The following is a 25237-nucleotide window of genomic DNA, read 5'->3' on the forward strand; positions in this document are numbered from 1 at the left end:
AGCCGACGTCACCGTTCCGCGACCACCATCGCCGACGCGATCCCCCCGTCGTGCGACAACGAGAGATGCCAGCGGTTGACCCCACGCGCGTCGGCCGCCGCCGCGACCGTGCCGGAGACGGCGAGCCAGGGACGGCCGTCCGGGTCGGGCACGATCTCGCAGTCGTGCCAGCTCAGCCCGGCCGGAGCGCCGAGCGCCTTGGCCACGGCCTCCTTGGCGGCGAAGCGGGCGGCAAGGGACTCCGACGATCGCGGGGCACCGGCGCGCGTGTGTCGCTCGGCCGCGGTGAAGAGCCGGTCGGCGAGCAGCGGCGTCCGTGCCAGGGCCCGGGCGAACCGGTCGACCAGGACGACGTCGATGCCGACAGCGACGATCACCACTTCACCCTACCGGCGGCCGGGGCCGCAGATTAGCCGTCGGGGCCGCGGTGGGCAACGCCTGTGGACAGGCCGGGGTACGCCTCAACGCCGGCTGTCCACAGGGCACTCGACGACCTCCGGTACGCGCCTAGCGTCAGCGCGTCGATCCCGATCGTCGGTGGGGGTGTGGTCATGACCGATAAGCCGTTCGTCGTCCGGCCGGAGGAGCTGCGCGCGGTCGCCGTAGTGCTCGACGACGGGGCGCACCGGCTGGCGCTGGGCCTCGCGGGGGTGCCCGGGTTGCTGGTGACGGCACCCGAGTGGCGAGCCGGCGCGGCCCTGGCCGGGGTGGAGGCAGCCATGCACTCCTGGTTGTGCCTGGTGGGTGCTCGGGTCACGGCGGCCTCCGCCGGGGTGCGGGCCGCGGCCGAGGCGTACGAGTCGGTCGACGACCGGGCGGCCGACCGGTTCGCCACCCTGCACCGGTGAGCAGCGTCGCCTACCGACACCTGTGGGCAGCCGATCCGAGCGGGTGGCGGGCCGCCGGGACGGCCTGGGCGGGGTTGACCGGGCTGGTCGACCGACGCGTCGGTGAGCTGCGTACGGCGGACGGGCGCTTGCGGGGCGGTTGGTCGGGCGCGGCGGCCACGGCGGCGGACGCCCGGCTCGTCGGCCTTCGTGACGAGCTGACGTCGGTCGCACCCGTGTTGATCGAGGTCGACCAGGTGCTGGCCGAGTTGGGCGGCCGGCTGACCGTGGCGAAGGCACGGCTCGCCGATGCGGTCGCCCTGGCGGACGCGGCCGGCCTGCTGGTGGACCGCTCGGGTGGGGTGCACGTCGATCCCGCCCGGGCCCGGCCGACCGAGCGGGCCGGCGTGGCAGCGGCCCGGGTGGCGGCAGACCTGCGGGACGCGCTCGACGAGGCCGGTGCCGCGGACCGGGCCGCCGCCGACCGGTTGGACGAGCTGGCCCTGGCCGCCGGCACCGGCTGGGCCTCCCCGCCACCGCCGGACCGGCCGGCCCCCGGCGCGGCGCCGACCCTGGTCCGCGCCTGGTGGGCGGGTCTGACACCGGCGCAGCGACGGTGGCTGATCGGGCACGAGCCGGCGCTGGTCGGCCGATTGGACGGGGTGCCGGTGGCCGCCCGCGACCAGGCCAACCGGCTGCGGCTCGGGGTCTGGCGGGAGGAGCTGCTGGCCGAGCGGCGGCGGTTGCTGACCCGGGTGCCGCCGGGGGCATTGGCGTCGCTCCGGCTGCGCGGGGTGGCTGAGCGGTTGGCCGGTCTGGACGCGCTGGGCGGACGACTGGCGGGCGGCGGGGAGCCGCGGGCATACCTGCTGGGGCTGGATACGGCCGGTGAGGGTCGGGTGGTGCTGGCGCTCGGCGACCCGGACCAGGCCGACCGGGTGCTCACCTACGTGCCGGGGATGGGTTCCGGGCTGGACGACGCCCCCGGTGAGCTGGGCAGGGCGGCGCGGGTGCTGGACCGGTGCGCCACGCTCGCCCCGACTGAACGCAGCGCTGCGGTGCTCTGGTTGGACTACGACGCCCCGGATTTCGTGACCGACGCGACTTCGGCAGGTCTGGCACGCGATGCCGGCCCGGCGCTGCACCGCTTCCAGGAGGGGCTGCGGGCCACCCACGAGGGGCCACCGGCCCGGCAGACCGTGCTCGGGCACAGCTACGGGTCACTGGTGGTGGGCATGGCCGCCCGGGAGCACGGGCTGGCCGCCGACGCGCTGGTCTTTGTCGGTTCCCCAGGGGTCGGTGCGTCGCACGCCGCCGAGCTGGGCGTGCCCACCCGGGAGGTCTGGGCGAGCAGCGCTCCCGACGACGTGATCCGCGGGGCCCTTCCGGTGGACGAGATGGGCCGTCGTGCGCTGTCCGGCGCGGCTCCGCTGGCCGCCGCGCTGGCCTGGCCCGACCGGACCGGCCACGAGCTGTGGTTCGGTCACGACCCGTCGGATCCCGGGTTCGGCGGTCGGGTCTTCGGCAGTGGGCGAGGAGGCCACACCGGTTACTGGGACCCGGGCAATCCCGCGCTGGACGGGATGGCCCGGGTCGTGCTGGGCCAGGTCGTGGAGGGGCCTACTCGACGGTGACCGACTTGGCCAGGTTGCGGGGCTGGTCCACGTCGTGTCCACGGGCGGCGGCGATCTCGGCGGCCAGCACCTGCAACGGCACCGTGGTGACGAGCGGGGCCAGCAGCGTCGGCGTACGCGGCACGTAGATGAGGTGGTCGGCGTACCGGACGACCGCCTCGTCGCCCTCCTCCGCGATCACGATGGTCCGCGCACCGCGCGCCCGGACCTCCTGGATGTTGGAGACGACCTTGTCGTGCAGCATGCCCCGGCCGACCGGCGAGGGCACCACGCAGATGACCGGGGTGCCCTTGTCGATCAGGGCGATCGGGCCGTGCTTCAGCTCGCCGGCGGCGAAGCCCTCGGCGTGCATGTACGCCAGTTCCTTGAGCTTCAGCGCGCCCTCCAGGGCCACCGGGTAGCCGACGTGTCGACCGATGAACAGCACTGTCGGCTCGGACTTCAGCTCCCGGGCCAGCTCGCGGACGGGCTCGATCCGGTCGAGCAGCTCGCGCAGCTTGCCGGGGATCTCCTGCAACTGCGCGACCACCGCGCCCACCTCGTCGGCGAACTTGATGCCGCGCACCTGGGCCAGGTGCAGGCCGATCAGGTAGCAGGCGACGACCTGGGTGAGGAACGCCTTGGTGGAGGCGACGGCGATCTCCGGCCCGCCGTGGGTGTAGAGCACGGCGTCCGACTCACGGGGGATGGTCGAGCCGTTGGTGTTGCAGATCGCCAGCACCCGGGCCTTCTGCTCCTTGGCGTGGCGCAGCGCCATCAGGGTGTCCATCGTCTCGCCGGACTGCGAGATCACCACGATCAGCGTGGACCGGTCGAGGACCGGGTCGCGGTAGCGGAACTCGCTGGCCAGCTCCACCTCGCAGGGGATCCGGGTCCAGTGCTCGATGGCGTACTTGGCGACCATGCCGGCGTGGTACGCCGTGCCGCAGGCCACGATGAAGATCTTGTCGACGTCGCGCAGGTCCTGGTCGCTGAGGCGGACCTCGTCGAGGGCGATCTCGCCGGTCTCGGTGAGCCGGCCGAGCAGCGTGTCGGCGATGGCCTGCGGCTGCTCCTCGATCTCCTTGAGCATGAACCAGTCGTAGCCACCCTTCTCGGCGGCCGAGGAGTCCCAGTCGATGTGGAAGTCCTTGCCGGCGGCGGGCTGGCCGTCGAAGTCGGTGATCTCGATGCTGTCACCGGTGATCAGGACGATCTGGTCCTGGCCCAGCTCGACCGCTTCCCGGGTGTGCTCGATGAACGCGGCCACGTCGCTGGCCAGGTAGTTCTCACCGTCGCCGCGGCCGACGACCAGCGGCGAGTTGCGCCGGGCGCCGACGACCGCACCGGGCACGCCGGCGTCCACCGCGAGCAGGGTGAACGCGCCCTCCAGCCGCTGGCAGACCACCCGCATGCCGGCGGCGAGCAGCTGCGGGCTGTCCGGCTGGCCGGCGGCGCGCAGGTCGGCCAGCGCGGCGGCGAGCAGGTGCGCGGCGCACTCGGTGTCGGTGTCGCTGGTGAACTGGACGCCGTCGGCCTCCAGCTCGTTACGGAGCTTGGCGAAGTTTTCGATGATGCCGTTGTGGATCACCGCGACCCGGCCGTCGGGGGCGACGTGCGGGTGGGCGTTGCGGTCGGTCGGGCCGCCGTGGGTGGCCCACCGGGTGTGCCCGATGCCGGTGGTGCCGTCACCGATGCCGATCGGGCTGGCCGCGCAGGAGGTCGGGTCGTCGGCGGCCCGCTCGGACAGCACCTTCTCAAGGTTGGCCAGCTTGCCGGCCTTCTTCTCGGTCAGCAGCCGGTCGTCGCAGACGATCGCGACGCCCGCCGAGTCGTAGCCGCGGTATTCCAGCCGCCGCAGCCCGTCGAGCACGATGCTGAGTGCGGGGCGCGCGCCCGCGTATCCCACGATTCCACACATGGCCCGCAGCCTAACCCAGTTTCACTCATGATGGGTGCTCGAAAGTCGGGTTATCAATCACGGAATCTGAGCGATCGGGGGTTGGCGGGGCGCAACGGGACGAGCATCGCAGGCCGGGCGGGGCCGCCCGGAGGTGACGGGGGTTGCGGCGCGCCGTCGGGTACGACAGTCTCTCGGCGGGTTCGGCGCGCCCGCCCTCGGCCCGTTCGTCCCATACCCACTCCCGCCCGGAGCAGCCATGTCCGACGCGCCCCCGCCCGATCCGTCCCCCACCTCACCATCGGACCCGGCACCCGGCGGCACGTCGGGGTCGGCACCCGAGCCGTCCCCGCTGAGCCCGGCCTCTCCGTTGCCACCGGATCCGACAGCACCGCCCTCCCCCGCGGGGCTCCCGGCGCCCGACCCACTGGCACCGGCTCAGCCGTGGGCACCGCCGGCGCCGTGGGCGCCAGCCCCGTGGACTCCGGCCGCGCCGTGGACCCCGTCGCCGCCCCCGACCCAGTGGACGCCTCAACCGCCGCCGACCCCGTGGACGCCCGGGCCACCGGCGTCGCCGTGGTCGCCGTCCCCGCCCGACCCGTCGGATCCGACTGCCGCCGGGCCGCCTCCGGCAGCAGGATGGCCCACGCCTGCCGGCGCGCCACCGCCCGCGCACTGGCCACCGTCAGCCGGATGGCCGCCCCACGGCTATCCGCCGCCGTACACCTACCCCGGCCAGCCGCGTGCCAGCAGCAGCCCGACCACGAGCAGCGGCCGGATCGTCGGCATCGTCGTCGCGGTCTTCGCGGCACTGGTCCTGGCCGTCTGCGGTTGCCTCTGCGCGAGTGGTTTCCTGTTGGACAGACCCGGCTCGGAGCCGATCGCCGAGGAGCCGTGGGTTGTTCCCGACGACGGTTGGACCGCACCCACCACACGTGCGCCCATTCCGGAGCGACCCAGCCCCGCGCCCCCGACCCCGAGTAAGCAGCCGGTCACCCGACCGACGTCGGGGCCGGCCCCGGTGACGGTGGTCTACGAGGTCACCGGATCGGGCGAGGCCGACATCGCGTACTTCGACGCCGAGAGCGACCTGATCCACGTCGTCGGCGCGAAGCTCCCCTGGCGCACCACCATCCGGACCAACGGCCAGAGCCGGGTCAGGTTGGAGGCCGACTGGCTGGATATGGAATACCACGGTCTCCTCGAATGCACCGTCACGATCACCGGCACCGGCACGCCGGTGGTCCTCAAGGAGCGGAGCTACGGCAGCATCTGGTGCGCGCCCGAGTGAGGCTGGGGTTCGGCCATGGTGTGGCCTTAGGCTGGCGCAGGTGACGAGCACCGATGTCGACCCGCTGGTGGCCCGGATGCGGCCGTTCGGCACGACGATCTTCGCCGAGATGTCCGCCCTCGCCGTGCGCACCGGCGCGGTCAACCTCGGGCAGGGCTTCCCGGACACCGACGGTCCGCCGGAGATGCTGGCCGCCGCCGCCGAGGCGCTGCGCGGCGGGCAGAACCAGTACCCGCCCGGCCCGGGGATTCCCGCCCTGCGCGCGGCGGTCGCGGCCCACCAGCAGCGGTTCCAGGACCTGTCGTACGACCCGGACGGCGAGATCGTCATCACCGCGGGTGCCACCGAGGCGGTCGCGGCCAGCATCCTCGCCCTCTGCGAACCGGGTGACGAGGTGGTGTGCTTCGAGCCGTACTACGACTCGTACGCTGCCTCGATCGCCCTGGCCGGCGCGGTCCGGCGACCGGTGACCCTGCGGCCCGCGGCCGACGGCCGGTACGCCTTCGACCCGGCGGCGCTGCGCGCGGCGTTCGGCCCGCGCACCCGACTGGTGCTGCTCAACTCACCGCACAACCCGACCGGCAGGGTCTTCACCCCGGCCGAGTTGGCGCTGGTCGCCGAGCTGTGTCAGGAGTTCGGCGCGTACGCGGTCACCGACGAGGTGTACGAGCACCTGGTCTTCACCGACGCGTCGAGCCCGCACGTGTCGTTGGCCAGCCTGCCGGGGATGCGGGAGCGGACGCTGCGCATCTCCTCGGCCGGCAAAACGTTCTCCTGCACGGGTTGGAAGGTCGGCTGGGCGAGCGGCCCGGCGGCGCTGGTCTCGGCGGTGCTGCGGGTGAAGCAGTTCCTCACCTTCGTGAACGCGGCACCGCTGCAACCGGCGGTGGCAGTGGCGTTGGCCCTGCCGGACGACTACTACACCGGCTTCCGCGACGGGCTCCAGCAGCGCCGTGACCAGCTCGTCGGTGGTCTCACCGACGCCGGGTTCGAGGTGCTCGACTCGGAGGGGACATATTTCGTCACCGCCGACATCACCGCGCTCGGCGGCCGGGACGGGGTGGAGTTCTGCCGTTCGCTGCCGGAGCGCTGTGGTGTGGTGGCGGTGCCGACGCAGGTCTTCTACGACGATGTGGAGGCGGGCCGACGGCTGGTCCGGTTCGCGTTCTGCAAGCGTCCCGAGGTGCTGACCGAGGCGGTCAGCCGGCTGCGCGCTCTGAGCCGCTGAATCGACGGGCCGGCTGTCCGGGAGGCTGTGGAGCTGATGTCGTGAGCGACTCAGCTCCACAGCGTCCGAACTGACCGCGCCCGCCCGCTAGGACGTGGCGGGGCTGGCGGTGCGGACCAGCTCGGCGATCCGCTCGGCGACCTCACGGGCGGTCGCCTCGGTGGCCGCCTCGACCATCACCCGGACCAGCGGCTCGGTGCCCGACGGGCGCAGCAGCACCCGGCCGGTCTCACCCAGCTCCGCCTCGGCCCGCTCGACCTCGGCGCGCACGGCCGGCGCGGCGGCACCGACGGTCCGGTCGCCGACCGGCACGTTGATCAGCACCTGGGGCAGCTTGGTGACCACCGACGCCAGCTCGGCGAGGGACTTGCCGGTGGCCGCCATCCGGGCCATCAGGTGCAGGCCGGTGAGCACCCCGTCGCCGGTGGTGGCGTGGGCGGGCATCACGATGTGACCGCTCTGCTCACCGCCGAGCGCCAGCCCGGAGGCGCGCAGCTCCTCCAGCACGTACCGGTCACCGACCTTGGTCTCGATCAGCCGGATGCCCTGCGCGGACATCGCGAGCCGCAGCCCGAGGTTGCTCATCACGGTGGCCACCAGGGTGTCCTGGGTGAGCGTGCCGGCATCCCGCATGGCCAGCGCGAGGATCGCCATCACCTCGTCGCCGTCCACCTCGTCGCCGTCGGCGGTGACCGCCAGACAACGGTCGGCGTCGCCGTCGTGGGCGATGCCCAGGTGGGCGCCGTGCTCGACCACGGCCTCACGCAGCGCCTCGATGTGGTTGGAGCCGCACTCGTCGTTGATGTTCAGGCCGTTCGGCTCGGCATGGATCGCGATGACCTCCGCGCCGGCCTCCTGGTAGGCGACCGGGGCGACCTCGGCGGCGGCGCCGTTGGCGCAGTCGACCACGACCTTGATGCCTTCGAGCCGGTGCGGCACGGTGCTGACCAGGTGCTGGACGTAGTGGTCGGCGCCGTCGAGAAGGTCGTGCACGCGGCCGACGCCGGCACCCACCGGGCGGTCCCAGGCGGTGGTGGCGTTCGTCTCGACGGCCGCCTCGATCTGCATCTCGATCTCGTCGGGCAACTTGTGCCCGCCGGCGGCGAAGAGCTTGATCCCGTTGTCCGGCATCGGGTTGTGCGACGCGGAGAGCATCACCCCGAGGTCGGCCTTGGTCTCTGCCGTGAGGAACGCCACCGCGGGGGTCGGCAGCACGCCGACCCGCACCACGTCGGCGCCGGCGCTGGTCAGACCGGCGACCACGGCCGCCTCCAGCATCTCGCCGCTGGCCCGGGTGTCCCGACCGACGACGGCGAGCGGCGGGTGGCTGCGGTCCGTCTCGGCGAGCGTGTGCGCGGCGGCCACAGCGAGCGCCAACGCCAACTCCGGTGTGAGATCCGCGTTTGCCCGCCCGCGTACGCCGTCCGTGCCGAACAACCGACCCATACCCGCCAACCTCCGATGAGCACTGCCAATGAGGAGAAAGCGGAACGGCCGACCCACCTCCCCCTAGCGGGGAGGCGGACCGGCCGTCCGTCAGAAGTACAACGCGCTGTTGAAGATCAGCGCTTCGAGTACTGAGGAGCCTTACGGGCCTTCTTGAGGCCGTACTTCTTGCTCTCCTTGACCCGGGCGTCCCGGGTCAGGAAGCCGGCCTTCTTCAGGGCCGGGCGGTCGTCCGGGTCGTTGATGATCAGCGCGCGGGCGATGCCCAGCCGAAGCGCGCCGGCCTGCCCGGTGGTGCCGCCGCCATGCAGGTTGGCGATGACGTCGAACTGCTCGGGCTTCTCGGCGGTGACCAGCGGGTCCTTGATGAGCTGCTGGTGCACCTTGCTCGGGAAGTACGCCTCGAGGTCCTGGCCATTGCAGGTGATCTTGCCGGTGCCCGGGACGATACGGACCCGGACGATGGCCTGCTTGCGGCGGCCCACGGTCTGGATCGGCCGGTCACCGCGAGGCGCGCGGGCGACGGGCGCCGGCGCCTCGGTGGCCTCAGGGGCTTCCGGGGCGACCTCGGTCTCGGTGATGTCGGTCATGCTGCTTCCTTCGCCCGCGCTCACTGCGCGATCTGCTTGATCTCGAACGGCACCGGCTGCTGCGCGAGGTGCGGGTGCTCGGCACCGGCGTAGACCTTCAGCTTCTTGATCAGCTGACGGCCGAGCTTGTTGTGCGGGAGCATCCCCTTCACGGCCAGCTCGATGGCCCGCTCGGGGCGCTTGGTCAGCAGCTCCTCGTAGCCAATCTGCTTCAGACCACCCGGGTAACCGGAGTGGCGGTAAGCAACCTTGGTCTGGCGCTTGTTGCCGGTCAACGCAACCTTGCCCGCGTTCACGATGACGACAAAGTCGCCCGTGTCGACGTGCGGCGCGAAAGTCGGCTTGTGCTTACCACGCAGCAACGTGGCGGCGTGGGTGGCCAGGCGGCCCAGCACGACATCAGAGGCGTCGATGACGTGCCACTGACGCTCGATCTCACCCGGCTTCGGGCTGTACGTACGCACAGGTCTACCTTGTCTCGTCGTCGGTCTGGGGTCGCGCGCCGAGGTGACCAGATCTTGCAGGCCGGACCAGCGCGCACGAACGACCAAGCGTACCTGATGGGGCACGCCTCTGGATGTCGTACAACAGCAGGCAACGATACCCGGCGCCCCATCCGCAGGTCAAAACGGGGGTGCGCTCGTGCGCGGCGACACGCCAGCCGTGGCCCAGCTCACACGTTGGCGAGCCGATCGACCCTCGGCCGGAGGTAGACGACCCAGGTGACCGCGAAACACAACGCGTACCAGCCGATGAAGGCCAGGTAGGCGGCGTCGGCGTTGCCGGAGCCCAGGAACGACTGTCGGAACGAGATGTTGACCAGCACCCCGCCGGACGCCCCGACGGCACCCGCGATGCCGATCAGCGCGCCGGTCATCCGCCGCGCCCACCGCGCGGCGGCCTCCGGATCGCGGCGACCCGACGTCACGGCGTCCGCCGCCCGGGCCCGGAAGATCGCCGGGATCATCTTGTAGGTGGATCCGTTGCCGATGCCGGAGAAGACGAACAGGGCGAGGAACCCGGCCAGGTAGAGCCCGAACGACCGTTCCCGGGCGGCGTACAGCACGGTGCCCGCGCCGGCCGCCATCGCCACGAAGTTCCAGAAGGTCACCCGGGCACCGCCCAACCGGTCGGCCAGGTGCCCGCCCAGCGGGCGGATCAGCGAACCGACCAGCGGGCCGAGGAAGGTCAGCCAGGCGGCGTCGACCGGGGTGGGGAACCGCTCGGCGAACTGGAGCTGGAGCACCTGACCGAAGGCGAAACCGAACCCGATGAACGAGCCGAAGGTGCCGACGTAGAGCACCGACATGACCCAGGTGTGCGGGTCGCGGGCCGCCTCACGCAGCGCGCCCGGCTCGTTGCGCGCCCCGGGCACGGTGTCCAACCAGCGGGCCGCGGCCAGCGCGGCCAGCACGATCAGCGGCAGGTAGACCGCCGGCACCAGACGGGGGTACGCGGCACCGGCGGTGGCGAGGACCGCCAACCCGACCAACTGCACCGCGGGTACGCCGAGGTTGCCGCCGCCGGCGTTGAGCCCGAGGGCCCGGCCCTTGAGCCGCTGTGGGTAGAACAGGTTGATGTTCGCCATCGAGGAGGCGAAGTTGCCGCCACCGACGCCGGTCAGGCAGGCGAGCACCATCAGCGTGGAGTAGGACACCCCGGGTTCCAGCAGCACCGTCATCGGCACCGTGGGCACCAGCAGCAGGAGCGCGCTGATGATCGTCCAGCGCCGCCCGCCGAAGCGGGCCACCGCCAGCGTGTACGGCAGGCGCAGTACCGCGCCCAGTGCGGCCGGCACGGCGGTGAGCAGGAACTTCCCGGCCGGGTCGATGCCGTACGCGGGGCCGAGGAAGAGCACGGTGACCGACCAGAGGCTCCACACCGAGAAGCCGACGTGCTCGGCGAAGATCGAGACCCAGAGGTTGCGCCGGGCGATGGGCGCGCCCGTCACCCGCCAGAAGTCGGGGTCCTCGGGGCGCCAGTCGTCGAGCCGGCGCGCGCGCCCGGTGGCAGCCGGCGGCCGGGTGGTGACTGCGGTGCTGGTGAGCGTGCTCACGGCGGCTCCTCCTCGTCGATGTGACGAGGAGGAACGCTAGGAACGCCCGGTTACCTGGCAGTGCCCGTCGCGGGTCGGCCCGGAAACGGGGACCGCACCACGGGCCGGCGGCGGTGGTGAGGTCGGTGCTCAGAGCTGTTGCAGGATGCGCAGCGCGCGGCCGACCCGGATCATGGTGTCGGTGTCGGCGACGTCCACGCAGTCGGTGAACCACTTCTTCATGGGCGAGGAGATGCGGTCGGGCATCACCACGTACCGGCCCATCGACACGGCGAGCGGCGAGTCGCGCAGCAGCGACTCCTCCACCACCTCGACCACGATCACGATGGGTACGTCGGTGGAGTTGTAGACGTCCGAGCTGACCACGAGGCCGAGGCGTTCCCGGGCGCCCTCGATGCGCCAGACCTCTCCCCTACGCAGCACGCGGTCGTCCGCCGGAGAGCAGGTCGTTGACCATGCCCACCTCGCGGGCGTCGGCGAGAGCGGCGGACTCCAGGTCCAGACCGGCACGGCCCACGGCTGCGGCGTGCGCGGTGAACACCTCGCGCAGCGCCTTCTCGCGGGCGGCCTGGTCCATCCATGCGGAGAGCGACAGCCCTTCGCGCTTGGCGAACCGCCGGGCCTCCTCGATCGTCTCGTCGGTAAACGACAGAGTCACCTTGGCAGTCATGCCGCTGAGACTACCCACCGGTGTGACCGACAGTCATCCACGCGACCGCCGGCTCGCCCCCCGCCGCCGAAACGCACATACCGGCGATGTTCACCGGGCCCGGCCGCCGAACACCGCGAAGCGCCACTCCTTGAAGTAGCAGTCGACGTCGATCAGGCCCGCCTCGGCGAGCCACCGGCACTGGTCGGCGACCGTCGCCGGCCGGTCGTGCCGCATCCGCTCCCGGGATGCGGCGATCTCCTCACCGGACGCGCCCAGCTCGGTGATCCGCTGCATCCACACCTTGTCGTAGCGACGGTCCAACTCCGGAGTCGGGCCGGCGACCTGCTCCGCGTTGACGAACACCCCGCCGGGCGCGAGTGCGCCGGCAGCCCTCCGGTACAGCGTCCGCTTGCCCTCGTCGTCGAGGTGGTGGATCGCCAGCGCGCTGACCACCGCGTCGTACCGGCCGGCGGGCAGCGGATCGGCCAGGTCGGCCCGGACCGTCCGGTGCGGCACCGACCGGGCGTCCAACTGCTCGGTGGCGCGGGCGAGCATCGCCGGCGCCCCGTCGACCAGGGTCAGCCGGACACCGGGCACCGCGGCGGCCAGCAGCAGCGAGAGCAGGCCGGTGCCGGCGCCCAGGTCCAACACCTCCGGCGTACGACCGGCGGCGAGCGCGGCCCGCAGCGGTGGCGCGGTCACCTCGACCGCCGTGCCGTAGAAGGCGTCGAAGCAGGGCACGAGCCGCCTGCGCGCCTCGTCGTAGGTGCCGGCCACCGCGTCGAAGACGTCCGTCACGCTCATCGCGCTCTCCCAATTAGTGAGACAGATTTCCCATATTGTAAGCCAATGAACGACGCTGATGTCGTCAGCGATTCAGCTCCAAAGGCTCCGGCTCGCACCTCCCACCGCACGCGAAGTCACAGCGGATTCCGCCGCAACGGAGCCGGAACGGCGGTGTCCGGGGTCGAGCCGCGCCGGGGCAGTGATCGCTGGCGACCATCCGTCCTCTGCCGTGCCCGCGTGCGGTGTGAGCCCCACTTGACAGGACCGAAACAGAAGAGACCCGGACCGGAAACCGCCCGGCGGCACGCTTTGCCGACATGACAGACGGTGCATGGTCGGCAACTCGACCGGGGCTGGCGCCCCGGGAGGTGGCGACGCACTGCCCGTACTGCGCGCTGCAGTGCGGCATGACGCTGCGCGAGGACGACACCGGGGTCTCGGTCCACCCCCGCCAGTTCCCCACCAACCGGGGCGGGCTCTGCCAGAAGGGTTGGACCGCCGCCGAACTGCTCGACCACCCGGAGCGGCTGACCACTCCCCTGCTGCGCGACCCGGCCACCGGTGAGCTGCGCCCGGCGAGCTGGGACGCCGCGCTCGACCGGGTCGTCACCGGCATCCGCGCGGTCCAGCAGGACGCCGGCCGTGACGCGGTCGCCGTCTTCGGTGGCGGCGGCCTGACCAACGAGAAGGCGTACGCGCTGGGAAAGTTCGCCCGGATCGGGCTGCGCACCCGGCACATCGACTACAACGGACGGTTCTGCATGTCCTCGGCGGCGGCCGCCGGGATGCGCGCCTTCGGCATCGACCGTGGGCTGCCGTTCCCGCTGGCCGACCTGGGCCGGGCCGACACCCTGCTGCTGGTCGGCGCGAACCCGGCGGAGACCATGCCGCCGCTGGTGCGCTGGCTCACCGAACAGCGCCGGGGCGGCGGCCGGCTGATCGTCGTCGACCCCCGGGTCACCGCCACGGCCCGCCAGGCCGACCTGCACCTGCAACCGCTGCCCGGCACCGATCTCGCGGTGGCCAACGCGTTGCTGCACATCGCCCTCACCGAGGGGTGGGTCGACCGGTCCTACGTGGCCGAACGCACCACTGGCTTCGAGGCGGTCCGCCGCAGCGTCGCCGCCTGGTGGCCGGCCCGCGCAGAGCAGCTCTCCGGTGTGCCGGTGGCCGACCTGGAGGAGACCGCCCGCGCGTTGGGCACCGGCGGTCGCGTGATCATCCTGACCGCGCGGGGCGCCGAGCAGCACGCCAAGGGCGTCGACACGGTCACCGCGTACGTCAATCTCGCCCTCGCCCTCGGCCTGCCCGGCCGCGACGGTTCGGGGTACGGCTGCCTCACCGGCCAGGGCAACGGCCAGGGCGGGCGGGAGCACGGGCAGAAGGCCGACCAACTCCCCGGCTACCGGCGGATCGACGACCCGGCGGCCCGGGAGCACGTGGCCGGTGTCTGGGGGGTGCCGGCCGACGAGCTGCCCGGCCCGGGTGTGCCGGCCTACCAACTGCTCGACTCGCTCGGCACACCGGACGGCCCCCGCGCGTTGCTGGTGTTCGGCTCCAACCCGGTGGTCTCCGCGCCTCGGGCGTCCCGGATCGAGGGCCGGTTGCGGGATCTCGACCTGCTGGTCGTCGCCGACCTGCTGCTCTCCGAGACGGCCGCGCTGGCCGACGTGGTGCTGCCCACCGCGCAGTGGGCGGAGGAGGACGGCACCATGACCAACCTGGAGGGTCGGGTGCTGCGTCGCCGGGCGCTGCGCCCACCCCCACCGGACGTCCGGACCGACCTGGACATCATCTCCGCCCTCGCGGCGAGACTGGCCCCCCACGAGGCCTCGGCCACCGAGGCGGCAGCCCGGTTCCCGGCCGACCCGGCCGCCGTCTTCGCCGAGCTGCGCCGCGCCTCCGCCGGCGGGATCGCCGACTACGCCGGCATCAGCTGGGCCCGGATCGACGGCGACGACGGCGTCTGGTGGCCCTGCCCGACCGAGGACGGGCCGGACACTCCCCGGCTGTTCGCCGAGCGGTTCGCGACCCCGGACGGCCGGGCCCGGTTCCACCCCGTCGACCACCGGCCGGCCGCCGAGGAGGTCTGCTCCGCGTACCCGTTGCACTTCACCACCGGCCGGGTGCTGGCGCAGTACCAGTCCGGCACCCAGACCCGCCGGGTGCCCGCGCTGCGGCGCGCCGCCCCGGAGGCGTTCGTCGAGCTGCACCCCGACCTGGCCGCCCGCCTGGGCATCGACGACGGCGACCCGGTGCGGGTGACCTCACGCCGGGGTGAGCTGTGCGCCCCGGCGCGCCTCAGCGCCGGGATCCGACCGGACACCGTGTTCGCGCCGTTCCACTACCCGGGTGCGGGACGGGCCAACTCGGTCACCAACGACGCGGTGGACCCGATCTCCGGGATGCCCGAGTTCAAGATCTGCGCGGTACGGGTGGAGAAGGCATGACGGCCCGGGTGGTGATCGTCGGCAACGGGATGGCGGGCGCCCGCCTCGCCGGCGAGCTGCACGCCCGCGAAGGGGACCGGAAGGTCACAGTGCTCGGGGCGGAGCCGCACCGCGCGTACAACCGGATCCTGCTCTCCACCCTGCTAGCCGGCCGCATCGACGAGCCGGACGTGGAGCTGACCGAGGCCGCCGGGCACGGCATAGACCTGCGCGCCGGCGTACCGGTGGCCGCGATCGACCGGTCCGCCCGGGAGGTCCGTACCGACGACGGCGAACGGATCGGATACGACCACCTGGTGCTGGCCACGGGCGCACGGGCGGTGGTGCCGCCTCTGCCCGGCCTCGACCCGGCGGACCTGCCGGAGCGGGTGGTCCCGTTCCGGACCCTGGACGACTGCCGGCGGATCCTCGCCGCGGCTGACGGCGCACGCACCGCGCTGGTGCTCGGCGGCGGGCTGCTCGGCCTGGAGGCCGCCCGAGGGCTGGCCAGCCGAGGGCTCGCCACCACAGTGGTGCACCCGAGGGAACACCTGATGGAACGGCAGCTCGACAGGGCGGCCGGTGCGGTGCTCGCCGGCACCCTCGCCGGATTCGGCGTCACCGTGCAGCTCGCGGTGCCGGCGACCGGTGTGGCCGCCGACGCCACCGGCGTACGCCTCGACCTGGCCGACGGCCGGACGTTGCGCGCCGACCTGCTGGTGCTCTCCTGCGGCGTACGCCCGGACACCGCCCTCGCGCGGGCCGCCGGGCTGAACGTCCGGCGCGGCGTGGTGGTGGACGACCGGCTCCGCACCGACGACCGGTCCATCTCGGCGATCGGTGACTGCGCCGAGCACGACGGTGTGCTCACCGGGCTGGTCGCACCCGCCTGGGCGCAGGCCCGGGTGCTCGCCGACGTGCTGACCGGGACGGACCCGCTCGCGCGGTACCGGCCCCAGCCGGTGGTGACCCGGCTCAAGGCCGCCGGGATCGACCTGGCCTCGATGGGTGACGCGGTCAGTGGCGGGCCGGGTGAGGAGCTGACCTTCACCGACCCGGCCCGGGGCACGTACGCCCGGCTGCGGATCCGCGACGAGCGGCTGATCGGCGCGATCCTGCTCGGCGACAACCCGGCCGTCGGCACGGTGATCCAGCTCTTCGACCGTGGTCACCCCGTGCCGGCCGACCGGCGGGCGCTCCTGCTGGGCCGGGCACTCGGCACGGTCGGCGCGACTCCGGCCGCGTCACCGGCGCTGATGCCGGACGCGGCCACTGTCTGTCAGTGCAACACGGTGAGCAAGGGCGCACTCGTACGGAGCTGGCGCTCCGGGGCCCGGACTGTCGACGCGGTGGTGGCGGCGACCCGCGCCGGCACCGGATGCGGCGGGTGCCGGGACGCGGTGGGCGGCATCGTCGACTGGCTGAGCCAGGCGGAATCGGTGGAGGTGACGCGATGAGCGGCGGCGATCTGGTCGTCATCGGCAACGGCATGGTCGGGCAGCGCTTCGTCGACGCGCTGCGCGCCCGTGACCCGGAGGGCCGCTGGCGGGTGACAGTGCTGGCCGAGGAGCGGCGCCCGGCGTACGACCGGGTGCGGCTCTCGGCGTACTTCGACGGGGTGGGTGAGAGCGAGCTCAACCTGTACACGCCGCACGACGGGGTGCGGCTGCGGCTGGGCGAGCCGGCCACCGCCATCGACCGGGCCCGGCAGGTGGTGACCACCGGCGTCGGCGAGTACCACTACGACGCGCTGGTGCTGGCCACCGGCTCGTACGCGTTCGTGCCACCGGTGCCCGGCGCGGAGCTGCCCGGGGTCTTCGTCTACCGGACCCTGGACGACCTGGCGGCGATCCGGGCGTACGCCTCCGGCCGGCGGGTCGGCGCGGTGATCGGTGGCGGGCTGCTCGGGTTGGAGGCGGCGAACGCGCTGCGGCTGCTCGGCCTGAGCACCGACGTGGTCGAGTTCGCGCCCCGGCTGATGCCGGTTCAGGTGGACCAGGCCGGTGGCGCGATGCTGCGGCGCTACGTCGACGAGTTGGGCGTACGGACCCACCTCGGGGTGGCGACCAGCGCGATCCGACCCGGCCCGGACGGGGCGGTCGCCGCACTGGAGTTGTCCGACGGTGGCGTGCTCGACGCCGAGCTGGTGGTGGTGGCCGCCGGCATCCGGCCCCGGGACCAGCTGGCCCGGGACGCCGAGCTGCCGCTAGGCCCGCGTGGCGGGGTGCTGGTCGACGCGACCTGCCGCAGCGCCGACGAGCGGATCTGGGCGATCGGCGAGTGCGCGGCGGTCGACGGCACCTGCCACGGCCTGGTCGCACCCGGGTACGCGACGGCCGAGGTGGTGGCCGACCGGCTGGTCGGTGGCGCGGCCACCTTTCCCGGCGCGGACACCGCCACCAAGCTCAAGCTGCTCGGTGTCGACGTGGCCTCGTTCGGCGACGCCCACGGCACCACCCCGGGCTGCCTGGACGTCACGTTCACCGACCCGGCCACCCGGGTCTACGCGAAGCTGGTGCTCTCCGACGACGCGCACACGCTGCTCGGCGGGGTGCTGGTCGGTGATGCCAGCGCGTACCCGACGTTGCGGGCCAGCGTGGGCGGCCCGCTGCCGGCCGCGCCGCTGGCGTTGCTCGCCCCGGACGGCGGTGGGGCGGACGCTGGTGCGCTGCCCGCCGCCGCCCAGGTCTGCTCCTGCAACGCGGTGACCCGGGGCGACGTGGACGCCGCCATCACCGACGGCTGCGCGGACGTGCCGGCGTTAAAGGCGTGCACCAGGGCCGGCACCAGCTGCGGTTCCTGCGTGCCGATGCTCAAGCAGCTCCTGGACGCGGCCGGTGTGGCGCAATCCAGCGCCCTCTGCGAGCACTTCGATGTCAGCCGACGGGAGCTGTTCGAGATCGTCCGGGTGCGCGGGATCCGCACCTTCTCCCGACTGGTCGCCGAGCACGGCCGGGGGCGCGGCTGCGACATCTGCAAGCCGGTGGTGGCGTCGATCCTCGCCTCGCTGGGCAGCGGCCACGTGCTCGACGGTGAGCAGGCGTCGTTGCAGGACACCAACGACCACTTCCTGGCCAATCTGCAACGCGACGGCAGCTATTCGGTGGTGCCCCGGATCCCGGGCGGTGAGATCACCCCGGAGAAGCTGATCGTGATCGGTGAGGTGGCCCGGGACTTCCAGCTCTACACGAAGATCACCGGTGGGCAGCGCATCGACCTGTTCGGGGCGCGGGTGGAGCAGTTGCCGCAGATCTGGCGGCGGCTGGTGGACGCCGGCTTCGAGTCCGGTCACGCGTACGGCAAGGCGCTGCGGACGGTGAAGTCCTGCGTGGGCGAGACCTGGTGCCGGTACGGCGTACAGGACTCGGTGGGGCTGGCCGTCGCGTTGGAGCTGCGCTACCGAGGGCTACGGGCTCCACACAAGATCAAGTCAGCGGTGTCCGGCTGCGCCCGCGAATGCGCCGAGGCGCGCAGCAAGGACTTCGGCATCATCGCCACCGAGACCGGCTGGAACCTCTACGTCGGCGGCAACGGCGGCTTCCGCCCCCGGCACGCCGACCTGTTCGCCACCGACCTGTCCACGGAAACGCTGATCTCGCTGATCGACAGGTTCCTCATCTACTACATCCGCACGGCCGACCGGTTGCAACGCACGGCCGGCTGGATCGAGGCGATGGACGGCGGCCTCGACCACCTGCGCGCGGTGATCGTGGACGACTCGCTCGGGCTCTGCGCCGAACTGGACGCGGCGATGGCCCAGCACGTGTCGTCGTACTCCGACGAGTGGCGCGACGTGCTCGACGACCCGGACCGGCTCCGCCGCTACACCTCCTTCGTCAACGCGCCCGACGTGCCCGACCCGTCCATCACCTTCGCCCGGGAACGCGGACAACCGGTGCCGGTGCGCGAGCACCCCCCGGGCGGATTCGAGCACCGTCGGCAACCGGTCACCCTGGGCCTACCGGAGGTACGGCGATGAACCTGACCACCACGCTGAGCTGGACCGCTGTCTGCCCCCTCGACCGCCTGGAACCGGACCGAGGGGTCGCCGCCCTGGTCGAGGGGGCACAGATCGCCCTCTTCCGCACCGAGGACGGGTTGTTCGCGATCGACAACCGCGATCCGGTCTCCGGGGCGTACGTGCTGTCCCGGGGCATCGTCGGCAGCCGCGGCGGAGTGCCGACGGTCGCCTCGCCGCTGCACAAGCAGGTGTACGACCTGCGCAGCGGGCACTGCCTCGACCTGCCCGGGGTGGCCGTGGCACGGCACGACGCGCGTTGCCGCGACGGGCTGGTCGAGGTGCGGCTGCGACAGGAGGCTTGATGCGGGAAGAACTGGCGGGCTTCACCATCGGGGTGACCGCCGACCGGCGGCGCGACGAGTTGGCCGCGCTGCTCGAACGCCGGGGCGCCCGGGTGGTGCTCGCCCCGGCGTTGCGGATCGTGCCGCTGTCCGACGACACCGAGCTGCGCGAGGCGACCCGCGCGTGCCTCGACCAGCCGCCGGACATCCTGATGGCCAACACCGGCATCGGCATGCGCGGGTGGCTGGAGGCGGCCGAGGGTTGGGGGCTGGCCGAGCCGCTGCGTTCGGTGCTGGCCAGCTCGTACGTGGTTGCCCGTGGCCCGAAGGCACGCGGCGCGATCCGTGCGGCCGGGCTGCACGACCAGTGGTCGCCGGCCTCGGAGAGCTGCGACGAGGTGGTCGACCACCTGCGCCGGCGAGGTGTGGCCGGGCAGGTGATCGCCATGCAGCTGCACGGTGAGCGACAGCCCGAGTGCACCCTCGCGCTGGAGGCGGCCGGTGCCACAGTGATCGAGGTGCCCGTCTATCGCTGGGCCCCACCGAGCGACCCGGCGCCGCTGCACCGGCTGATCGACCTGATCGCCGGCCGACTGGTGGACGCGGTGACCTTCACCTCGGCACCGGCGGCCGAGGCGCTGCTGCGGGCAGCCGGCGACCGCACCGACGCGCTGCTCACCGCGTTCCGCGGCGACGTGCTCGCCAGCTGCGTCGGCGCGGTGACCGCCGAGCCGCTGCTCCGGCGCGGGGTGCCGGTGAGCGCGCCGGGCCGGGCCCGGCTGGGGGCGCTGGTGCGGACGATCGTCGACGAGCTGCCCCGCAGGACCGTGACGTTCAAGGCCGGCGGGCACCTTCTCACGCTGCGCGGGCACGCTGCGGTGATCGACGGCGAGTTGCGACCGCTCGCACCCGCCCCGATGGCCGTGTTACGCGCCCTGGCCCAGTCGCCCGGTCGGGTGCTGTCCCGCACGGCGCTGCTGCGGACGCTGCCCCGGGGCGCGGACGAGCACGCGGTGGAGATGGCGGTGGCCCGTCTACGGGCCGGTCTGCGCGCGCCCCGCGTGGTGCAGACCGTGGTGAAGCGCGGCTACCGACTCCGGGTGGACTGACGCGTCATGGCCGACCGGCATGCGCCGGCCGGCCATGACCCGACGGCTCAGCCGACAGGCGTGGGGAAACCCCGCCCGTGCTCGGCCTCAAGGCGGAGCATGGCGTGCTCGACCACCGTCACCAGCACCTGCTTGACCGAGTCCCGGTGCCGGGCGTCGGTCATCACCAGCGGCACCTGCGGCGAGATGGCCAGCGCCTCGCGGACCTCCTCCAGCTCGTACTGGGGAGCACCGTCGAACCGGTTCAGGGCCACCACGTACGGCAGGTTGCGGTTCTCGAAGTAGTCCAGCGGGGCGAACGCGTCGGTGATCCGGCGCGTGTCCACCAGCACGGCGGCACCCACCGCACCTCGGATGATCTCGTCCCACATGAACCAGAACCGAGTCTGACCCGGTGTACCGAAGAGGTACAGGATCAGGTCCTGGGCCATCGTGATACGGCCGAAGTCCATGGCGACCGTGGTGGTCTCCTTGCCCGGCACCTTGGACGGGTCGTCGATGCCGACACCCGCCGCTGTCATCAACGCCTCTGTGGTCAGCGGTGTGATCTCGGAGATCGCCCCGACCAGTGTCGTCTTACCGACGCCGAAGCCGCCCGCGACGACGATCTTCGCGGAGACGATTCCCCGGCCCGGCCGCCCCCTAGCGGGGTCATAGCCTGCGAAGTCCACTTAGCACCCTTCCAAGCAGTTCCATCCGCTCCTCGAACCCCTCGGCGGGAGCAGCAGTGTGTAACGTCAGCAGGCTCTCGGCCACCATGTCGGCGACCAACACCCGGGCGACGCCCAGCGGCATCCGGGTGTACGCGGCGATCTCCGCCAGCGACTGTGCTCGGCCCTCACAGACCGTGGCGATTCGGTGCTTGTCATGCCCGGCGAAGCGGGACTCGGCAACCTGGGTGAGCGACGCGGTCAGGACGGCCTCCAGGGCGATGTCCTGTCGAGGTTCGGTACGACCCCGGGTGACCGCGTACGGACGCACCAGCGCGCCACGCGGGTCAACGCGCCGTTGGTCCATTCCCGATCACCTCCCCGTCCACTGTAGAGCCCGGCCAGTGCCGCCTTTCGTCCTGCTTCGGCGCGCGGTTCGAGCGCCGTCTTCCGGTGCTAGGAGCGCACCGCGTCACGCGGCAGCGGCACCAGCGCGGCACCCACCCGCTCGACCAGCAGGGCCATCTCGTAGCCCACCTGGCCCACGTCGCAGCTGCGCGCGGCCAGCACGGCCATCGACGATCCGTCGCTGATCGACATCAGGAAGAGATACCCGCTGTCCATCTCGATGACTGTCTGCAACACCCCGCCCGCGCTGAACATCCGGGCTGCGCCCTCGGTCAGGCTCACCACACCGGAGGTGATCGCGGCGAGCTGATCCGCCCGGTCCCCCGGCAGGTCCCGGGAGGACGCGAGCAGCAGCCCGTCGGCGGACACCGCCACCACGTGGGCGATACCCGCCACGCTGTCGGCGAAGTTGGTGAGCAGCCAACCCATGTCCTGCATGGCAGCTGGCCTGTTCATCGGCTCTCCTTGGTCGAGGTGCTGTTCAGGTCCGTCCCGGCCGTCCGACCCCGCTGCACACCGCGGTGGTAGGCCGACAGCAGACCTCGTACTTCATCCGGGGTCCGCCGGCTGCGGTCCCGGCCGCTCTTCGGTTCGATGCCGCCCGGCACGAGCTGTTGCTGCGGCACCCGCTTGGGCAATCCGGAACGGGTGGTCCCGGCGGGAGCCGGCTCGGCCGCCCTGCTCGCACGGGACCAGCCCTCGTCGGCCGCAGTCCGCCAGGCGCCCGGGTCCACCGAGGGCGCACTGGGCGCGGCCGGTGCCGGTCGGGCCGCCGGAGGCGGCGTGTACGACGGCGGCGCCGCGGGCGGCGCGCCGAAGCCGCCGCCGGTCGCGGTGCCATGGCCTGCGGCACCCGACGTGCTGGTGCCATGGCCAGCGGCACCCGACGTGCTGGTCCCGTCGGTGTTGGAACTGCCCGGGGTACGGGTCGGCAGTTTCGGCCGGGCCGGCGCGGCGGGCGGCACGGACCCGGCACTCGACTGAGCGCCGTTGCCCGAGCGCAGGCCGGCGTCGGCCGGAGCCGGCGGCTCGTCGAAATTGGGTCGGGTGAAGATCGCGGTGGCGTCGTCGCCGTGCGACCGGAACCAGACCGCCTCCATCTCCCGGAAGATCGGCGCCTCGGCCGGGAAGTCCGGCCGAGTGCTGACCGGTGCGGCGGGTACCGGCGGGGCAGCGGGTGCCGGGGGCGCGGCGGGCGGTGCCACCGCGCCGAGGCCGGCGACCGGCCCGACCGGCAGACCTGGCGTCGCGCCACGCCCGTCGGCGGTGTCCGGGGTCGAGCCGCGCCGGGGCAGCGGATCGATGGTCGGGTAGGCCACTGTCGGGCTGCCCGCCGAGGCGCCCGCGCCGTTGCTGTACGCGGGCCGCGCCGGCGGGAGCGGGGCGACGGGGGCCGGCGCTGCCGAGCGGGTGCCGGCGTAGCCACCCGCCTGTACCGGAGAGTTGGTGTCCCGCGAGTCCAGCGGGGACTGCCACTGGGCGGGTGCCGGTGGGCTGCTCCGCCACTGGTCGGGCAGCGTCGCCGCCGAGGTCGCGGCACCGGCGAACTGCTCGCTGTGACCGACCGGCGTGAGCGGCGTCTGCTCCACGGCCATCGGTTGACGCGGCCGCGTGAGCGCCTGGTCGCGTCCCCGGTTGCTGGGCAGCACCACCGTGGCGGCGGGCAGCGTCACCTGGGCGACGGTGCCGCCCTCGACGTTGCGGCGCAGCTCGACCCGGATGCCGTAGCGGGAGGCGAGCCGACTCACCACGGCCAGACCCATCAGCCGGAACGCGGCGACGTCGACGCTCGGCGGGGCGGCCAACCGACGGTTGAGCGAGTCGAGCTGTTCGTCGGTGAGGCCGAGCCCGCGGTCCTCGATCTGGATCAGGACGTAGTCACGGATGCGGCGACCGTCGGCCACAACTGTGGTGTTCGGTGGCGAGAACCGGGTGGCGTTGTCGAGCAGCTCGGCGACGAGGCGTACCACGTCGTTGACCGCGTGCGCGGCCACCGAGATGTCGGTGTCGACCGTCCCGAACTCGATGCGGTTGTACAGCTCGACCTCGGACTGGGCGGCGCGCAGGACGTCCACCACCAGCGCGTTGTCGTGGCGCGGTGCGGCGGAGTCGGCGCCGGCCAGGACCAGCAGGTTCTCGTCGTTGCGGCGCATTCGGGTGGCCAGGTGGTCGAGCTCGAAGAGCTGCGCGAGCCGCTTCGGGTCCTCCTCGCCGCGCTCGATCGCGTCCAGCTCGCCGATCATCCGGTCGACCAGGGTCTGACTACGACGTGCCAGGTTGAGGAACATCGCCGAGACGCTGGTACGCAGCGCAGCCTGCTCGGCGGCGACCCGTACCGCCTCGCGGTGGACGACGTTGAAGGCCAACGCCACCTGACCGACCTCGTCGCGGGTGTTGAGCTGGATCGGGTCCCGGACCTGTCGGACGATCTCCTCCACCCCGCCGTCGCCCACGCTGCCCATGGTCTGCAGCCGCTGCACCGCGTCCGGCAGGTCGTGGTTGGCCACCGAGAGGGCGCCCTCACGCAGCCGGCGCAGCGAGTGGTTGAGCGAGCGGGCCAGCACCACGGCCAGCGAAATGGCGATGATCAGGGTCAGCAGCACCAGGATCGACTCGACCACGGCCTGCCGGATGACGTCCGAGCGTGCCTCGTCGGCCTGCTGGAGCAGGCGGTCCTGCAGTTGGATCTCGGCCCAGCGCATCAGGTCGTTGACCGCGCCGATGGCGGCGGTGGCGTCCTGCGCGGTGACCAGCGGGCGCTGCCCGACCGAGCGGGTGATGTCGGTGGCCACCCGGTCGGCCAGGCCGACCGCGTCACCGGAGACGGTGCTGTCGACCAGGGCGCGCTGCACCGGGTCGGCGGCCAGCGAGAACGCGACCAGGGCCTCCTGCTGACCGGTCAGCGTCGCCACGAAGGACGAGAACTGCTCCGAGTCGAGCTGACCCGCCGTCAACGCGGTGTAGGCGACCGCCTGCTCCTCGGCGACGGAGGCCTTGGCGCGGGCGAAGGCGGAGACCGCACGCCGGCTGTCCCCCAGGCTCTCGTCGCCGGGCAACTGGGCCAGGCCGTCACCGTACGAGACCAGGTCGGTGAGGATCACGCCGTAGCGGAGAACCGCTTCGGCAACGGCCATCTGCCGGCGGTCCAGCACCTCCTGGCGGGTGCCGTCCAGGGTTGCCAGGTGGTCGTCGATGGCGACCAGCCGCTCGCGCAGGGCGGTCGGCACCTCGCCGACCCGGCCTCGCTCGGCGCGGTACTCGTCCACCTTCTGCTGCGTCTGGCGGACCCGCAGGTTGTACGCGTCGGCCGGCTGCTGCGGTGTGGCCAGGTAGGCCGCGGCGGCCATCCGCTCGGCCTGAAGGTCCTGGGTGAGGGCGCTGACGTCGATGGAGAGGGCCGTCAGCGATCGGGCCTGGGTGGCGTCGAAGGCACCCTCGCCAATGGAGATCAGGCGGACCGTCGCCAGCGCGATCACCGCCGCCACCGGGACAACCAGGATCAGGGCCAGCTTGGACCGGATCCGGGCGTCGCGCAGTCTCGGCAACCCTCGGCGGGGACGCCGAGCGCTGTCGCCGAGCGCGGGCAGGGTCGTCGGTCCGGTGCTCACGACATCGCCTCCGTCGTTTCTTCCCCGCCTGAGCCGCCGAGCCATGCCGTAAGCGGAGGGGACCACGCGCGGCACGGCCGCGATTTCATCAGAGAAGATCGGGTTTGGGAAGCCGCAGTGAGGTAGGAAACGGTCGGACGGAGCGCATCCCGTGATCCGGGCAACTGATACCTTCATTTCCGCAAGCCCCTGAACAGGGCATGTAACTCCAGAGTGGTCACGCGTGTGTGCAAAGTGAGCTTTTGCAAACATTGCGTTACCCCAGCATGTGGGATGACCGTCCCGAAAATGCTGCCGGGGTCCGCGCTTGACCACAGCGCCGGCCATTGGCAAGGTTTTGCA

At 72.7% G+C, this 25237-nt stretch carries 22 protein-coding genes; 9 read left to right on the top strand and 13 right to left on the bottom strand.

Annotated elements, in window-relative coordinates; all coding sequences use genetic code 11:
• Positions 1-8: 8 nt before the first annotated feature.
• Positions 9-377 (bottom strand): holo-ACP synthase, encoded by a 369-nt coding sequence (locus tag GA0070619_RS24260; protein ID WP_088952020.1) that lies wholly within the window; start codon positions 375-377, stop codon positions 9-11.
• A 174-nt stretch (positions 378-551) separates the two neighbouring features.
• On the opposite strand from GA0070619_RS24260, the gene GA0070619_RS24265 reads away from it, so the two are divergent.
• Entirely contained in the window at positions 552-848 is a 297-nt protein-coding gene (locus GA0070619_RS24265) for a hypothetical protein (RefSeq protein ID WP_088950190.1), read from the top strand.
• Complete coding sequence (locus GA0070619_RS24270; RefSeq protein ID WP_088950191.1) at positions 845-2461, top strand: alpha/beta hydrolase; 1617 nt, start codon at positions 845-847, stop codon at positions 2459-2461. Before GA0070619_RS24265 ends, GA0070619_RS24270 begins: the two co-directional genes overlap by 4 nt.
• Here GA0070619_RS24270 and glmS read toward each other — a convergent pair.
• Positions 2448-4361, bottom strand: a complete 1914-nt coding sequence (glmS, locus tag GA0070619_RS24275) for a glutamine--fructose-6-phosphate transaminase (isomerizing) (RefSeq protein ID WP_088950192.1) — start codon at positions 4359-4361, stop codon at positions 2448-2450. The two genes, GA0070619_RS24270 and glmS, sit on opposite strands and share 14 nt — an antisense overlap.
• An 835-nt stretch (positions 4362-5196) precedes the next feature.
• Between glmS and GA0070619_RS32555 the strand changes: the two genes are divergently transcribed.
• Together GA0070619_RS32555 and GA0070619_RS24285 are read left to right on the top strand one after the other, a co-directional pair.
• On the top strand, positions 5197-5631 hold the full coding sequence (locus GA0070619_RS32555; protein WP_157744077.1) for an MmpS family transport accessory protein: 435 nt from the start codon (positions 5197-5199) through the stop codon (positions 5629-5631).
• A gap of 40 nt (positions 5632-5671) precedes the next feature.
• The gene (locus GA0070619_RS24285; RefSeq protein ID WP_088950194.1) at positions 5672-6859 is read left to right on the top strand and encodes a pyridoxal phosphate-dependent aminotransferase; all 1188 of its coding nucleotides are present in this window, start codon (positions 5672-5674) and stop codon (positions 6857-6859) included.
• A gap of 87 nt (positions 6860-6946) precedes the next feature.
• Here GA0070619_RS24285 and glmM read toward each other — a convergent pair whose 3' ends face one another.
• From glmM to GA0070619_RS24320, 7 genes are all read right to left on the bottom strand, one after another.
• Positions 6947-8305: a phosphoglucosamine mutase gene (gene glmM, locus GA0070619_RS24290; RefSeq protein ID WP_088950195.1), complete on the bottom strand. Its 1359-nt coding sequence runs from the start codon at positions 8303-8305 to the stop codon at positions 6947-6949.
• Between the two features lie 116 nt (positions 8306-8421).
• Positions 8422-8895, bottom strand: a complete 474-nt coding sequence (gene rpsI / locus GA0070619_RS24295) for a 30S ribosomal protein S9 (RefSeq protein WP_088950196.1) — start codon at positions 8893-8895, stop codon at positions 8422-8424.
• A gap of 20 nt (positions 8896-8915) precedes the next feature.
• Positions 8916-9359: a 50S ribosomal protein L13 gene (gene rplM / locus GA0070619_RS24300; RefSeq protein ID WP_030489638.1), complete on the bottom strand. Its 444-nt coding sequence runs from the start codon at positions 9357-9359 to the stop codon at positions 8916-8918.
• A gap of 209 nt (positions 9360-9568) precedes the next feature.
• Positions 9569-10951 carry a nitrate/nitrite transporter gene (locus tag GA0070619_RS24305; protein WP_088950197.1) on the bottom strand — a complete coding sequence of 461 codons (1383 nt, stop codon included), beginning with the start codon at positions 10949-10951 and terminating at the stop codon, positions 9569-9571.
• Between the two features lie 129 nt (positions 10952-11080).
• Positions 11081-11374, bottom strand: a complete 294-nt coding sequence (locus tag GA0070619_RS24310) for a hypothetical protein (RefSeq protein WP_088950198.1) — start codon at positions 11372-11374, stop codon at positions 11081-11083.
• Positions 11364-11621 carry a DUF6364 family protein gene (locus GA0070619_RS24315; protein ID WP_088950199.1) on the bottom strand — a complete coding sequence of 86 codons (258 nt, stop codon included), beginning with the start codon at positions 11619-11621 and terminating at the stop codon, positions 11364-11366. Before GA0070619_RS24315 ends, GA0070619_RS24310 begins: the two co-directional genes overlap by 11 nt.
• Positions 11622-11711: 90 nt before the next feature.
• On the bottom strand, positions 11712-12407 hold the full coding sequence (locus tag GA0070619_RS24320) for a class I SAM-dependent methyltransferase (protein ID WP_088950200.1): 696 nt from the start codon (positions 12405-12407) through the stop codon (positions 11712-11714).
• Positions 12408-12706: 299 nt separating this feature from the next.
• Here GA0070619_RS24320 and GA0070619_RS24325 point away from each other — a divergent pair, with 299 nt between their 5' ends.
• From GA0070619_RS24325 to GA0070619_RS24345, 5 genes are read left to right on the top strand one after another with little or no spacing between them, the layout of a single operon-like run.
• The gene (locus tag GA0070619_RS24325) at positions 12707-14839 is read left to right on the top strand and encodes a molybdopterin oxidoreductase family protein (protein WP_088950201.1); all 2133 of its coding nucleotides are present in this window, start codon (positions 12707-12709) and stop codon (positions 14837-14839) included.
• Entirely contained in the window at positions 14836-16275 is a 1440-nt protein-coding gene (locus GA0070619_RS24330; protein ID WP_088950202.1) for an FAD-dependent oxidoreductase, read from the top strand. Before GA0070619_RS24325 ends, GA0070619_RS24330 begins: the two co-directional genes overlap by 4 nt.
• Positions 16272-18797, top strand: coding sequence for a nitrite reductase large subunit NirB (gene nirB, locus GA0070619_RS24335; RefSeq protein WP_088950203.1), 2526 nt, complete (start codon positions 16272-16274; stop codon positions 18795-18797). Before GA0070619_RS24330 ends, nirB begins: the two co-directional genes overlap by 4 nt.
• The gene (gene nirD, locus GA0070619_RS24340; RefSeq protein WP_088950204.1) at positions 18794-19141 is read left to right on the top strand and encodes a nitrite reductase small subunit NirD; all 348 of its coding nucleotides are present in this window, start codon (positions 18794-18796) and stop codon (positions 19139-19141) included. The genes nirB and nirD overlap by 4 nt, the downstream gene beginning before the upstream one ends.
• Complete coding sequence (locus GA0070619_RS24345) at positions 19141-20229, top strand: uroporphyrinogen-III synthase (protein WP_088950205.1); 1089 nt, start codon at positions 19141-19143, stop codon at positions 20227-20229. Before nirD ends, GA0070619_RS24345 begins: the two co-directional genes overlap by 1 nt.
• A gap of 47 nt (positions 20230-20276) precedes the next feature.
• Here GA0070619_RS24345 and GA0070619_RS24350 read toward each other — a convergent pair whose 3' ends face one another.
• From GA0070619_RS24350 to GA0070619_RS24365, 4 genes are all read right to left on the bottom strand, one after another.
• Complete coding sequence (locus GA0070619_RS24350) at positions 20277-20900, bottom strand: GTP-binding protein (RefSeq protein ID WP_088950206.1); 624 nt, start codon at positions 20898-20900, stop codon at positions 20277-20279.
• Positions 20881-21246, bottom strand: coding sequence for a DUF742 domain-containing protein (locus tag GA0070619_RS24355; RefSeq protein ID WP_088950207.1), 366 nt, complete (start codon positions 21244-21246; stop codon positions 20881-20883). The genes GA0070619_RS24350 and GA0070619_RS24355 overlap by 20 nt, the downstream gene beginning before the upstream one ends.
• An 89-nt stretch (positions 21247-21335) precedes the next feature.
• A complete protein-coding gene (locus GA0070619_RS24360; RefSeq protein ID WP_007465177.1) occupies positions 21336-21743 on the bottom strand; it encodes a roadblock/LC7 domain-containing protein in 408 nt (135 codons plus the stop codon).
• Entirely contained in the window at positions 21740-24895 is a 3156-nt protein-coding gene (locus GA0070619_RS24365) for a sensor histidine kinase (protein ID WP_088950208.1), read from the bottom strand. The genes GA0070619_RS24360 and GA0070619_RS24365 overlap by 4 nt, the downstream gene beginning before the upstream one ends.
• Between the last annotated feature and the right edge of the window lie 342 nt (positions 24896-25237).

Source organism: Micromonospora zamorensis (assembly GCF_900090275.1).
In the GTDB taxonomy this organism is placed as follows: domain Bacteria; phylum Actinomycetota; class Actinomycetes; order Mycobacteriales; family Micromonosporaceae; genus Micromonospora; species Micromonospora zamorensis.

What these genes read in the sequence shown, in the direction of transcription:
- GA0070619_RS24265 (WP_088950190.1), top strand. Translation starts at nt 552, where the DNA reads ATGACCGATAAGCCGTTCGTCGTCCGGCCGGAGGAGCTGCGCGCGGTC.
- glmS (WP_088950192.1), bottom strand. Translation starts at nt 4,361, where the DNA reads ATGTGTGGAATCGTGGGATACGCGGGCGCGCGCCCCGCACTCAGCATC.
- glmM (WP_088950195.1), bottom strand. Translation starts at nt 8,305, where the DNA reads ATGGGTCGGTTGTTCGGCACGGACGGCGTACGCGGGCGGGCAAACGCG.
- rpsI (WP_088950196.1), bottom strand. Translation starts at nt 8,895, where the DNA reads ATGACCGACATCACCGAGACCGAGGTCGCCCCGGAAGCCCCTGAGGCC.
- GA0070619_RS24315 (WP_088950199.1), bottom strand. Translation starts at nt 11,621, where the DNA reads ATGACTGCCAAGGTGACTCTGTCGTTTACCGACGAGACGATCGAGGAG.
- GA0070619_RS24320 (WP_088950200.1), bottom strand. Translation starts at nt 12,407, where the DNA reads ATGAGCGTGACGGACGTCTTCGACGCGGTGGCCGGCACCTACGACGAG.
- GA0070619_RS24325 (WP_088950201.1), top strand. Translation starts at nt 12,707, where the DNA reads ATGACAGACGGTGCATGGTCGGCAACTCGACCGGGGCTGGCGCCCCGG.
- GA0070619_RS24330 (WP_088950202.1), top strand. Translation starts at nt 14,836, where the DNA reads ATGACGGCCCGGGTGGTGATCGTCGGCAACGGGATGGCGGGCGCCCGC.
- nirB (WP_088950203.1), top strand. Translation starts at nt 16,272, where the DNA reads ATGAGCGGCGGCGATCTGGTCGTCATCGGCAACGGCATGGTCGGGCAG.
- nirD (WP_088950204.1), top strand. Translation starts at nt 18,794, where the DNA reads ATGAACCTGACCACCACGCTGAGCTGGACCGCTGTCTGCCCCCTCGAC.
- GA0070619_RS24345 (WP_088950205.1), top strand. Translation starts at nt 19,141, where the DNA reads ATGCGGGAAGAACTGGCGGGCTTCACCATCGGGGTGACCGCCGACCGG.
- GA0070619_RS24355 (WP_088950207.1), bottom strand. Translation starts at nt 21,246, where the DNA reads ATGGACCAACGGCGCGTTGACCCGCGTGGCGCGCTGGTGCGTCCGTAC.
- GA0070619_RS24360 (WP_007465177.1), bottom strand. Translation starts at nt 21,743, where the DNA reads ATGAACAGGCCAGCTGCCATGCAGGACATGGGTTGGCTGCTCACCAAC.